Consider the following 12,679-nt stretch of genomic DNA (forward strand, 5'->3'; position numbering starts at 1 on the left):
CGCTTCCGGTGCCATCCACGCTGAGGATGACCCCTTCGCCATATTCCGAATGCCAGACCTTTTGGCCGATGCGGAACTTCTTGTCCTTCTCGGAGATACGGCTCCGAACCTTGGGACGCACATGCTGCCCGGGTACGAGATCCACCTGGTCGCTGTTCCCGGCGAAAAGATTGGCGTCAAGCTGTTGCAAAAAGAGGCTGGGTTTGGTGAAACAAAAAGAATCGTAGATACGGCGGGAGCGGGCGTGGCTCAGCAGCAGCCTGGTTTTGGCGCGGGTTACGCCAACATAAAAAAGGCGGCGTTCCTCCTCGATTTCGGAAGTGCTGTCCATGCTCATGCGATGGGGCAAGAGTTCGTCTTCCAAGCCAGTGATGAAAACGCAGTCAAATTCCAAACCCTTGGCGTTGTGGAGCGTCATCAGCCGCACGCTGTCTTCTTTGCGGTCTGCCACATCCATATCGGTCTGCAGCGCCACGAAAGGCAGATAATCTACCAGCAGAGCGGGTTTGTCGTGTTCCTCCGCCCAGTGTTCAGCAAATTCGCTGACCGAACTCACATATTCCACAAGGTTTTCCACGCGGGAAATGTCCTTGGGATCCTGGCTGCGTTTATAAAGTGAGATGAGATCGAGATGGTCGAGGATTTCTTTCACCAAATCCAGCACGGGCGTGTGTTGTGCCGCGTTTCTCCAGCTTTCGATGGTTTGAGCGAATTCCGCCAGTTTTTTGCGGATGCCGGGACCGATCTCAGTGATATCCTGGCTCATTTGCAGAGCCTGATAGAGCGGGCTGCGGATTTTGGCGGCGTGTCCCAGCAAGCGGGTGATGGTGGTTTGGCCAATGCCGCGCGGAGGTTCATTTATAATCCGCAGAAGGCTTTCCGAATCCGCGGGATTTGACAGCACGGTGAGATATGCCAAAAGGTCGCGGATTTCCTTGCGCTGATAAAAATGGAGACTGCCCACAATCGTATGCGGGATACGGTTTTGCGTGAAGGCGTATTCGAAAACGCGGGATTGGGCGTTCGTGCGGTAAAGAATCGCTATCTGGCTGTAGGGCACGCCTTCACGGTTCAGATTCTTCACCATGCGGGCGGTTTCGTCGGCTTCCTCGGTTTCGTTTTGGAAGCTGAGCAGGATGGGCTTTTCACCTTCGCCCAATTCGCTCCAGAGGTCTTTGCGATGGCGGCGGCGGTTGTGTTTAATGATGGCGTTTGCCAAATCAAGAATGCGGCTCGTGCTGCGGTAATTTTGTTCCAGGCGGATGAGCTGCACCTGGTCGTAATCCTGTTCAAATTCAAGGATATTGCGCACTGTGGCGCCGCGGAAGCTGTAGATGGCCTGGTCGTCATCGCCCACAACGCAAACGCGCTGATGATCTTTGGCGATTTGGTGGATGATTTCGAACTGTGCCTGGTTCGTATCTTGATATTCGTCAATCATTACATATTGAAAGATTTCGCTATATTTGGCGCGAACGCTGGAATTACTTTCCAAAAGTTTCGCGGTGTAAAGCAGGATATCGTCAAAATCCAAGGCTTGGTTCAGAAGCATCCTCTGCTGGTAGAGAGAATAAACCCGCAGGACGACGCTTTCGTAGTCATCGCCTTTCTTGGATTCCAGAGGCTGATTCGCCTCCAAATCCTCCGGTAAAAGCAGTCTGTTTTTATAGCGGCTAATCCTGATGTGGACGCTTTGCTGGGGATATTTCTTGGCGTCGATGCCATGTTCTTTATAAATCTTTTTGAGGAGGGATTTTTTGGCGTCTTCATCGTAAATGCTGAAATTCGAGCCAAAAGGCAGGGAAGCCGATTCGTGACGCAGAATGCGGGAACAAATACTGTGGAAAGTGCCCACCCAGAGAGACGAAACAGGGAAGCCAAGCATGGCGGCAAGCCTTTCCTGCAGCTCGCTCGCGGCTTTGTTCGTGAAAGTGACCACCAAAATGTTCCAGGGTTTAACGTTTTTTTCGCGCAGAAGCCAGGCACAACGGCTGATGATGCTGCGGGTTTTTCCACTTCCCGCGCCAGCAAGCACCAGAAGCGGGCCTTCGGTATTGGTCACAACCTCCCTTTGCCGGGGGTTCAAATCCTCCAAGATATTAGGTTTCATTAGCTTAGTTGAGAGGGAGGCGTTGTCTTAAGCCGGAACCCTGATAAATCGGGGCTCGCTGCGGCGTCCCTCCAGTTTGCCCAAAACTTTACCGTCCTCGTCGTAAACATCCCTGAAAGCGGCAACTTTATACCAGTAATCGCCAGCTTTAACGCTGTGCCAGGGTTTGCCGCCGTGGCTGCTGACGCTGACGTTTGTGGTAACTGTATCCACAACCGCGTATTCCGAATTGTAGGCAAGACCCATGTAAATATAATAGCCGTCGGTGTTTAAGGAAGGGTTGGCATTCCAGCGCAATTCCACATATTTATTCGTTGCCCCAACACCGGAGGCAAAACATTGCAGGCCGCTAACTTGATCTGGCACAATGATATCCGGATTTCCAATCGGGTCTAGGGGATTGTTGCGTTTCACCATGCAGGAGGTCAGCAGGATGAGGCATAAGAGCAGGATTAGGTTTCTAAATTTCATCATTACATCCTAAAATCGCAATTGGATTCCTTCCGGACCCATGCTGATGGTTTTTTTGCCGTGGCGCTCTAGAATTTCCTGCCAAACTTGGGCGTTGTAAGCATCTGTGGTGAGAATAACATCGTAGATATTGTAACCCCAAACCACGGCACCCAGCGCCATGAACATCCAAGAATAGTATCTGGGTTTTTGGGCAGCACTATAAAAATACTGGATATCATCTATTTGGGTGGACTCCAAGTATTTGCCATAGTAGTAATTGCTGCGATCCAAAAAGTATAGCGACACCCCCATGGAGAGCAATTCCGCACCCAAAAACACGGTCCCCTTCGTCCAGGCTTTGCTGCTGATCTGGCCATAGCCGGGAATGAGGGCTGATTTTAGAATGGAACTGCCAATCTGGCTGGATTCCATTTCGTATATTTGCAGAAGTTCCTGGCGCTCAATCAGATCCACACGGTAAACATTTCTGTCACGCCAATCTTCCCATCCATATTTGGTGCTGTCGGAAAAAGCTGTGATGTCAAATTGGTCTTGAGCGGCAAGGCTGGGAACAAGCGCCAGCAGAATTAGAATCAGGGCAAATGACGGCAGGACAGTCCGGTAAGTCCGCTTGAAAAGAGTCAAAATCGTTTTGCGCATGCTTATTCCATCAATTTTTCGGATAATTTGTTCAGAGGGGTGATGCTGCGATCGCGCAAGTTCACCTGCCAAACGTAATAGTATGAGATGGTTGGGGTAACCAGGTCGTAGCGCGCTTCATATCTGAATTGCCCGGAAGAGCTCATCACTTTCCAGCCGGAATCACGAATCTCGTTTGCGGTGTAGGCCCGTAACAGTTCTTGTTTTTGCCTGTTTATGCGGGAATTCAGGATGCCGCCGCGATATTCGTTTATGATGCGCTGGGCGAAGGCGGCAGGATTAGATTCGGCAGCGATAAGATTTTGCATCTGAGAAATCTTTGTGGCAAGCTCGGCTTTGTCGTCCAGTGAGCTGGCCTGGCGATAGAGGTTCAGGGCTTCGGAATATTTTCCAGCCAGTTCGGATTTTTCGGCCTGAGTTTGGATTTCGCGGGAGCGGACAACGTTTTCCCTGATGGTGTTCATGCGCGCAATTGCCTGGTTTGCCTGGGCATAATCCGGGATGATGTCGTAGGTTTTTTGGTAGTGGAGCAGGGCGTTGTCGAAATCCCGCTGTGCCACCAGTTCATTTCCGCGCCTGATGAAAAGAGATGCGACTTGTTCCAGGCGTCTATCCACTTCGGCTTTTTTGGCAGGGTCATATTGCACGGCAATGCGGAAAATGCGGTCTGCTTCCAGGTAGTTTTCGCTGGTCAGAAAGCTTTCCGCCTGGCCGATATAGGCTTCCGCAATCAAGCGGTTGTTCGCTTCGCCATCCACCACGGGATATTTTCCCAATTCGAAGAGAATGCGCAGCGCGTCGCTGTAATATCCTGAACCGTATAGCCTTTTGGCGTGTTCCACCCTGGCGGGCACGATGCGCTGGACCAGTTTTCGCGCGGCAACTTCATTCGGATTGTTGGGATATCCATCGTAAAGGGACATATAGTCCTGCCAGGCGCCTTCGTGGTCGATGAAAGTATCCAGTTGGAAGCCAATTCTGCGGTAAAGCATTTCAGCCTTGAGTTCAGAACGGGGAATTTCGCGGATGATGCTGTTCACAAAATCCAGGGAAAGACGGGGTTTATCCTGCTGTAACGCAACGTCTGCCATGTTTTTATAGATCCTTGCCAGGGCTTGATCCGAATCCGGAGAATTGGAGAGTTTGAAAAACTTGATGGCAAGATCATAGGTTTCTCGCTGCAATGCCATGAGCCCCAGTTCGTAATAACACTGCCCGCGCAGGATTTCGCTGCGGGTGATGAGAGCGCCGTTGTTTCCGTTTAGGATATAATCGTCCAGTTCCTGAATCGCGGCAGCGTAACGTCTATTGTTATAATGGTCTTCCGCGCTGTTGTAACGGTTTATTTCACATGCGCCCAGTGTCATCAACAACAAAATGAGCAGCAGAAAAAGAAGCCGCGTTTTGGGGCGGGACTGGTTCAGAAATCTGTGTCCGTTCATTTTTTCTTTGAATTTTCCTTCTTTTGGTTGCTGGGCACAAAAATGGGGATTTGGTCCAGTTTGCGGCCGAACACAATGAAAAAAGTGGCGAGCATCAGGGTGGCAACCAATAGCAAAACCTCGCTCCCTGTGATGAATACAATGATGGTGGTGAGCACGATGAGAATGTTTATGGCATAGATGATGAGCGCCGTGATTTTGATGGAGCCCAGAGCTGTGTTGATGCGGTGGGTGGAATGGTCTTTGCCACCCTGCATCACGTGCCTGCCATCACGTTTGCGAGTGTAGCTCACCAGCGAAATATCAAAGATGGCATAGCTTAAAAACAGCACCGGCAGCAGATAAAAGAGATTGTTTTCCTGGCTCATCACCGCGTAACGCGCCATCAGGATTCCCATGGATGACAGAAAATATCCGATGAACATGGAGCCGGCATCGCCCAAAAAGATTTTGGCGGGATTGAAATTGTAGGGCAGAAAACCCAGCGAACTTCCCGCAAAACTGAGGGAAATGAGCCCGATGAATGCCATTTCCAAACCGTTGCTGTTGTTTGTGTTCGCCAGACTGAAGGCGAAAAATCCCAACCCCAAAATACCTGCCATTCCGCTGAGGATGCCATCCATATTATCCAAAAAGTTCAGGGCGTTCATCAGCCCCACCATCCAAAACACCATGGCGGGCAGGGAAATATAGACTGAACCAAACATCTGATTCAGCTCTGGTAACTGAAAATTGCTGAGAATGAAGCTGAGGCTTACCACCACCTGACCCAAGAGCTTGATGATGGGGTTCATGCCATTGCGGTCGTCGATGAGACCAATCAGCATGATTAGGAACGAGCCTCCCAAATAACCCAACATCGCGGTATCGAAGCTGCGGCTGGCGGAAAGACTCACGTCGTAGATGCAAAGCAGGAAAAAGCCGATGAATACGCTGAGCCCGCCCATATAGGGAATGCTGGTCAGGTGCATTTTGCGGGCTTCGGGTTTGTCCACGAAGTTCAGCGCCCTGGCAAGCTTGATTATGAACGGCGTCAGGCCATAAACGAGCAACCAGGACATAATGAATACACTAATGTATTCCCATGTCCTATTTTCCATTATCACACTCCATTGTTTTAGGTGTCAGTCGACAGGCTGCGGGTTTCACAGGGTCATGGCTTTGTTTTGTGATTTTCCCACATCCTTTGAAATTCCAAAAGTCTTCAAGGCTGTTTTTGTCAACACTTGTGACACCTAATTGGACAATCCTCGCTGGGAAGCACGAACAAAATCAGTAAATATCATCTGTTCCGATGTCAGGGAATCCCATTTTTCGAGGGCTTCCAAGGCTTGGGAAACATTCAATCCCTGGCGATAAAAGAGCCGGTAGATTTTTTTGATGGCTTCCAGGGTCTCGCTCGCAAATCCTGCACGCAGCAATCCAACACTGTTTAAACCCACTGTTTTATAGGGATTTCCCATCCCGCGGGTGAAGGGGGCGATGTCTTTTTTCACAGCGGAAGCGCCGCCCACAAAGGCATGGTACCCCACACGCACAAATTGATGAATCGCGGTCATGCCGCCGATGCTGACTTTATCATCTATCACAAGATGTCCAGCCATTTGCACCGAATTTGCCACCACGCAGTCGGAACCAACCACACAATCGTGTCCCACATGCACGTATTCCATCATCAGGTTGCGGTCTCCCAGAATGGTTTTACCACCTTCTTGACTGGAGCGATTCATGGTCACAAATTCCCGGATGGTATTGCCATTGCCAATTTGGAGGCCGGTTTTTCCACCCTGATATTTCATATCTTGGGATTCGGTGCCAATCACGGCAAAAGAGAAGAAACGGTTGTTATCACCAATCTGGGAACAGCCATCGATAATCACGTTTGAAACCAGGATGTTTCCCTTTCCAAGAACCACATCCGGTCCAATCTGACAAAAAGGACCAATCTGACAACCTTCGCCAATCACGGCGTCGGGACTAACAATGGCGCTGGGATGTATCTGGGTCATTGTTCTTTCTTTTGCAGCATGGCCATGAAGTCTCCTTCTGCCACTTTGTCTTTTCCAACGTAGGCTTCGCCACGCATTTTTGCCAGGTTGCGCTTCAGGGAAACCACCCTCATCTCATAGCGCAGAGTGTCTCCTGGAAGAACGGGTTTGCGGAATTTCACGTTGTCGATGGAGGCAAAATATGCCACCCATTCGGTGGGGTCTTCCATCTCGCGCAGAAGGATGATGCCACCAGCCTGAGCCATCCCTTCCACAATCAAAACTCCCGGCATGATGGGATGTCCTGGAAAGTGTCCTTGGAAAAACTGTTCGTTAATCGTCACATTTTTGATGCCAACAATGGATTTTCCAGGGTCGAACTCGATGATTTTATCCACCAGCAGGAAAGGATAACGATGTGGAATGATGCGCATGATGGCATTCACATCAAAGATCACATCTTTATGCAAATCGCTTTGATATTTCTTTTTCAATTCCTGGGTGAGCTGAATGCCGCGCAGCTTTTTCACCAGTTCCACATTTGTTTTGTGTCCGCTGCGAGCCGCCAGAATATGACCTTTGATGGGCATTCCCAAAAGCGCGATATCGCCCAGCAAATCCAAAACCTTGTGGCGCACAAATTCGTTTGGATAGCGCAGAGGATGGCTGTTCAAAATTCCCTGTTGTGAAACAGTGATGGGTTCATCATATTCAAAAACTTCGCGCAGTTTCTCCAGCTCGTCTTCCTTCATTTCTGGCTCGCCAATCACCAGCGCGTTTTCCAAAGACCCGCCCCGGATTAAACCATGTTTCCGCAACTCCATTATCTCGTTGATAAAACAGAAGGTTCGGGCTCCGGCAAATTCCTTTTCAAATTGGTCAATGCCAGACATAAATGTGTACTGCGTTCCCAGATATGGATGCTGATAATCTATCATGAAGGTCACCTTCAGCTCGTTTGAGGGCACGATTACCACATCCACATTTTCTTCAGGATTGGAAAAACTGATGGCTTCATCAAATTCGAAATATTCACGCTTCGCGTTTTGTTCTTTCAGACCAGCTTCCTTCAAAAGCTCTATGTAGGGCAGCGCGGAACCGTCTCCAACAGGCACTTCCCCGCCGTCAATCTCAATTCGGATATTATCGATTCCCAAGCCTTTGATGGCAGCCAGAACGTGTTCAATGGTTCCAACCCTTGCATCGTTCAGCCCGATGGTGGTGCCGCGGGAAATATCCACAACATGATCAATATCGGCGGGAATCTCCGGATTATCCGGTAAATCTGTACGGACGAAGATGATGCCTTCATCTTCCAAAGCCGGTTTAAAATGAACTGTGGCAGCTTCTCCGGTATGCAGTCCGATGCCGGTGAAGCTCACTGGTTTTTGTATGGTATGTTTATTTTCAGTCATGGTTCTGTGTCCTTGTTTTCATCAGCCAGCGTAGCTGACTGTAAATCTCGGGCAGTTTCCTTTGCAGAACTGTGATCTGCTTTTGGTTTTTTGCTTCCATTGCCGGGGTGCCCCAATAGAGGCCATCAGCAGGAAGATCACGCGTGACGCCACTTTGGGCGCCAACCACAGCGCGGTCTCCAATGCTGAGATGTCCCGCAATCCCAACCTGCCCAGCCAGATAGACGTAATCTCCAATCACTGTGCTGCCTGCCAAACCAACCTGAGCGCAGAGGATGCTGTGTTTGCCAACGCGGCAATTATGCCCAATCTGCACCAGGTTATCAATCTTGCAGCCATCACCGATTGTGGTGGAAGCCAATGTGCCACAATCGATACAGCTATTGGCTCCAATCTCCACATCGTTGCCCACAACGACGTTTCCAACCTGGGGAATCTTCATTTGAACCCCGTCCTCCAGCCTGAAACCAAATCCATCCGCGCCCACAACCGCGCCGCTATGGAGGATGCAGTTTTTCCCAATCTCGCAATCCGCGTAAATACGGACATTTGGATAGAAAACACTACCCTCGCCGACGGCACAGTTTTCAGCCAAATAACAGTTCGCGCCGATGACAGCGCCAGCTCCAACGCGGCAACCGGCTTCCAAGACGCAAAATGGGCCGATATATGCTTCAGGGCTCACCTGCGCGGTTGGATCCACCAGCGCGCTGGGGTGAATTCCAGGTGGCGGTTTGGGTCTGGAAGCATCCAGCCACCAGCTTGTCAGCTTCAACATGGCCAGACCAGGCTTGGGATGCAGCAATAGCACACGCTGGGGCAAAAGCTCCGCTTTGTCTGGATGGCAGATTACCATTCCAGCCAGGGAGTTCCTGGCTTCCTCCAGCAGATTATCCTGCTCAAGGAATGCAACGCAATCCGCCCCAGCCTGGGCAAATTCTGCCACACAGGAAAACTCCCGCCGTTCATCACCGCGGATTTCCCCGCCGCAAATCTCCTGGATGCGTGTTCCGCTCAGGGCAATGCTAAAACGCCTCATGGCTTGAAATCTTGGAAGGGGTCATCCTTAAAACCACCATCACCAAAGGGATCGTCGGTTTTGAATGGGTCTTCATATTCCAGTTCATTTTTCAAAAAATCATCTTCAGGAGGTGGCAAGGTATCTTTATTCAGTTCCAATAAAAGCTGTTCCGTGAGGTCCATCGTGGGAAGAGCGTAAAGAACAGTGCCCATGCTCACGTCGAAAATCATGCTATATTTTTCGTCTTCCGCTGTCTTCACAATCAGGTTGTGTATTTTCAGCGTAAGTGGTTCAATCAATTCACGATAGCGCTGTTCAGCCCTGCCGCCTTCGCCAAAATACTCTTCCAGCAGGCGTCCGGCTTCAACTTTTTTGGCATCAATCTTTGCCTGCGCGTCGCGTTTCGCGGCTTCAGTTTTAGTGAGTTTATCAATCTCGAAGCTTCGCTCCATCTGCTTGATCTGGTCGTCCAGTTGTTTTATCTGGTTTGTCCAGTTTTGTTTGTCCAGATTGAAAAGGCGCGAAATTTCGGCAGCCTCATTGCTTTCCATCATCAATCTGTCTGTATTCACATAACCGAGCTTGACGTCTGCCACAAGGCTGGCTGTCAGTAGCAGGATTCCCACCAGAATCGTTAGTATTTTCTTCATTTGCTTCTCCAAAAGCTTTTAATTTTCCTGGGATTCCCCCAGCGGGAAGGCTACGTCCAAAAACTTCACCGCACGAACATCATCCACCCTGCGCACAGGCGTGGTGAGAGGGGCTTCCTTAAGTAATTCTGGATTGTCGCGACATTCCTGCGCAATTTCTATCATCGCCTCGGCAAAAGCTTCGATGGATTGCTTGCTTTCGGTTTCCGTGGGCTCAATCATCATGGCTTCCGGAACGATGAGGGGGAAATATACAGTCGGGGCGTGAAAACCCTTGTCCAACAGCCTTTTCGCGACGTCCAAAGTGTTCACACCATATTCTTTTTTCTGCCAACTGCTATCCGCCACAAATTCGTGCATGCAATGCTCGAGGTGTTGGATGTGATAGTGATCCTTGAGGAGCGCCATCAGATAATTGGCATTAATCACAGCGTTTTCGGCAACCCGGCGCACACCTTCGGGCCCCAGCATCTTGATATAGATGTGGGCGCGTAAGAGCACGGCAAAATTTCCATAAAAACTGTGCACCCTTCCGATGGAAGTGTCCGCGTGTCCATAATCGAAGAAATAGCGATCTTCTTCTTTCGCCACCATCGGCACTGGCAAATAGGGCAGCAATTTTTCCACCACGCCAACGGGTCCGGCTCCGGGACCACCGCCGCCGTGAGGTGTGGAAAAGGTTTTGTGCAGGTTAAAATGAATGACATCGAATCCCACTTTTCCGGGTTGAACGATGCCCATGATGGCGTTCAGATTCGCGCCATCCATATAGATGAGCCCATCCACATCGTGGATGATGCGGGCGATTTCTTCCAGTTGGTCTTCAAAAAGACCCAAAGTGTTCGGATTCGTAAGCATGAATCCCGCGGTGTTTTCGTCCACGATGCTGCGCAGGTGCTCGATGTCACAGCGTCCGCGCTCATCCGAGTGCAGTTCCACCACATCAAACCCCACCAACGCGCAGGTGGCTGGGTTTGTTCCATGAGCGCTGTCCGGCACAATAATCTTGGTTTTGTGCAGGTTGCCCTTGGCTTTGTGGTAGGCATCAATAATCTTGATACCGGTGAATTCACCCTGCGCGCCAGCCACGGGTTGCAGCGTCACCTGTGCCATTCCGGAAATCTCAGCCAAATCCTTTTGCAATTCATACAGAACTTCCAGCGAACCTTGCAAAGTAAGCTCGTGCTGATATGGATGCAACTGGCTGAAGCAGGATTTTCCCGCCAGTTTTTCATGGATTTTGGGGTTGTATTTCATCGTGCAGCTACCCAGAGGATAAAGCCCTTTTTCGATGAAGTGGTTTTTGTGGGAAAGCCCGATATAATGGCGCATCACGTCCATTTCGCTCACCTCTGGCAAGCGGGCAGGATTTTCCCTCAAATATTCGGAGGGAATGATGTCTTTCAAAGCCGTGTCCAATTCCCGCGGAGGCAGGGTTACGCCCTTGCGACCCGGAATGCTGTGTTCAAAAATGGTCTTACTCATAATTCATCTCCCCCAAAGCATCAACATATTCTTCAATCTGCGCCAAAGTCTTCTTTTCGGTGACCGCGATTAACAGCCAGCGTTCATCCATTCCAAAGCGGGCGAGATCCACCCCCGCGTAAATGCCTTGATTCAACATATCTTCAACCACCTGAGCTGCTGGAACTGGGCACTGCAACACAAATTCCTTGAAGAAGGGCTGACCCGCGAAAGGCAGGGAAAAACCCTTGATGGCTGCCAGCTTGTCCGCCAAGTGGTGAGCCTTCTGCGCGCTCTGGGTGGCAACTTCAATCAAGCCTTCACGCCCCAACAGGGTCATGTAAACTGTCGCCGCCAGGGTGCAAAGCGATTGGTTCGAGCAGATATTCGAGGTCGCTTTCTCGCGCCGGATATGCTGTTCACGTGCCTGAAGGGTGAGCGCGTAAGCCCGTTTTCCTTCAATATCCAGGGTTCCGCCAACAATCCTGCCGGGCATCGATCTGGCCATTTCCAGCCTTGTGGCAAAAAACCCAAAGAGCGGTCCGCCCATATACATTCCATTGCCCAAAGCCTGACCTTCGCCCACAACGATGTCGGCATTATAGCTTGCCGGCGCAGCCAAAACCGCCAGCGAAATGGGGTCAACCGCGCTAATCAGCAAAGCCTTGGGATTTTTGTGCGCGGCTTTTTCCAGCTCTTGCATCGGTTCGATATTTCCCCAAAAATTCGGGGTTTGTATCACAACGCTGCCAACACTGTCGTCCACCAGCTCAGCCAAAGCCTGAGCATCGGTCTTGCCATTCGCGGTGGGACAAATCACCAATTCGATTCCAATCCCTTCCGTGTAGGCTTTGATAACTTTTAAATATTCAGGATGCAGCGCTCCGGAAAGCACGGCTTTTTTCAGCTTGTTTTTACGCACCGCCATCAGAATGGCTTCGGCTGCGGCAGAGGCGCCGTCATACATGGAAGCGTTGGCAATGCTCATACCAGTCAATTCGCAAATCATGGTCTGGTATTCATAGATGAATTGCAGCGTGCCCTGGCTCACTTCAGCCTGATAGGGCGTGTAGGCGGTAGCAAATTCAGGACGGGAGACGATTGTATCAACCGCCGCGGGGATATGATGGTCATAAACCCCAGCTCCCAAAAAAGAATTGGCGTCTTCAACGCAAACGTTTCCACATCCACGTTCGTTGATGCGCCTGGTGATTTCCAGCTCGGTGAGAGCCGGTTCAAGTTTGAGCGGGCCGCTCATGCGCAGATGTTCAGGGATGGCGGAGATCAGTTCGTCAAAACTGTCCACCCCGATGCGCTTGAGCATCTGAAGCCGCTCTTCATCGGTGTTTGATATATAGGGCATTTTCTCTCCATTGCATATTGAATACAGATTTTATGATTTCTTACAATCATTTTCAGGGGGCGGTTTATGTCAATCCTTAATATGGACAAGAACCAAGGCTTTTTTTATCCCCG

The 12,679-nt window shown here is 50.3% G+C and carries 11 protein-coding genes; all 11 read right to left on the reverse strand.

The genetic code is table 11. The features are described 5' to 3' along the window. The coding region (locus GX135_01045) for a UvrD-helicase domain-containing protein (protein ID NLN84673.1) at positions 1–2,086 on the reverse strand (2,086 nt) is incomplete at its 3' end. A 51-nt stretch (positions 2,087–2,137) separates the two neighbouring features. Beyond that, entirely contained in the window at positions 2,138–2,581 is a 444-nt protein-coding gene (locus GX135_01050; protein NLN84674.1) for a hypothetical protein, read from the reverse strand. A gap of 9 nt (positions 2,582–2,590) precedes the next feature. After that, complete coding sequence (locus GX135_01055; protein ID NLN84675.1) at positions 2,591–3,223, reverse strand: hypothetical protein; 633 nt, start codon at positions 3,221–3,223, stop codon at positions 2,591–2,593. A gap of 2 nt (positions 3,224–3,225) precedes the next feature. Then, entirely contained in the window at positions 3,226–4,665 is a 1,440-nt protein-coding gene (locus GX135_01060; GenBank protein ID NLN84676.1) for a hypothetical protein, read from the reverse strand. Continuing rightward, positions 4,662–5,765, reverse strand: a complete 1,104-nt coding sequence (locus GX135_01065; protein NLN84677.1) for an undecaprenyl/decaprenyl-phosphate alpha-N-acetylglucosaminyl 1-phosphate transferase — start codon at positions 5,763–5,765, stop codon at positions 4,662–4,664. The genes GX135_01060 and GX135_01065 overlap by 4 nt, the downstream gene beginning before the upstream one ends. 135 nt (positions 5,766–5,900) lie before the next feature. Further along, complete coding sequence (lpxA, locus tag GX135_01070; GenBank protein ID NLN84678.1) at positions 5,901–6,674, reverse strand: acyl-ACP--UDP-N-acetylglucosamine O-acyltransferase; 774 nt, start codon at positions 6,672–6,674, stop codon at positions 5,901–5,903. Further along, complete coding sequence (locus GX135_01075; protein ID NLN84679.1) at positions 6,671–8,068, reverse strand: bifunctional UDP-3-O-[3-hydroxymyristoyl] N-acetylglucosamine deacetylase/3-hydroxyacyl-ACP dehydratase; 1,398 nt, start codon at positions 8,066–8,068, stop codon at positions 6,671–6,673. The genes lpxA and GX135_01075 overlap by 4 nt, the downstream gene beginning before the upstream one ends. Continuing rightward, positions 8,061–9,107, reverse strand: a complete 1,047-nt coding sequence (gene lpxD / locus GX135_01080; GenBank protein ID NLN84680.1) for a UDP-3-O-(3-hydroxymyristoyl)glucosamine N-acyltransferase — start codon at positions 9,105–9,107, stop codon at positions 8,061–8,063. Before lpxD ends, GX135_01075 begins: the two co-directional genes overlap by 8 nt. Next, positions 9,104–9,739 carry an OmpH family outer membrane protein gene (locus GX135_01085; GenBank protein ID NLN84681.1) on the reverse strand — a complete coding sequence of 212 codons (636 nt, stop codon included), beginning with the start codon at positions 9,737–9,739 and terminating at the stop codon, positions 9,104–9,106. The genes lpxD and GX135_01085 overlap by 4 nt, the downstream gene beginning before the upstream one ends. 18 nt (positions 9,740–9,757) lie before the next feature. Beyond that, the gene (locus GX135_01090; GenBank protein ID NLN84682.1) at positions 9,758–11,224 is read right to left on the reverse strand and encodes an aminomethyl-transferring glycine dehydrogenase subunit GcvPB; all 1,467 of its coding nucleotides are present in this window, start codon (positions 11,222–11,224) and stop codon (positions 9,758–9,760) included. Then, positions 11,217–12,566: an aminomethyl-transferring glycine dehydrogenase subunit GcvPA gene (locus tag GX135_01095; GenBank protein ID NLN84683.1), complete on the reverse strand. Its 1,350-nt coding sequence runs from the start codon at positions 12,564–12,566 to the stop codon at positions 11,217–11,219. Before GX135_01095 ends, GX135_01090 begins: the two co-directional genes overlap by 8 nt. Positions 12,567–12,679: the final 113 nt, after the last annotated feature.

The sequence above is a fragment of the Candidatus Cloacimonadota bacterium genome (assembly GCA_012522635.1).
In the GTDB taxonomy this organism is placed as follows: domain Bacteria; phylum Cloacimonadota; class Cloacimonadia; order Cloacimonadales; family Cloacimonadaceae; genus Syntrophosphaera.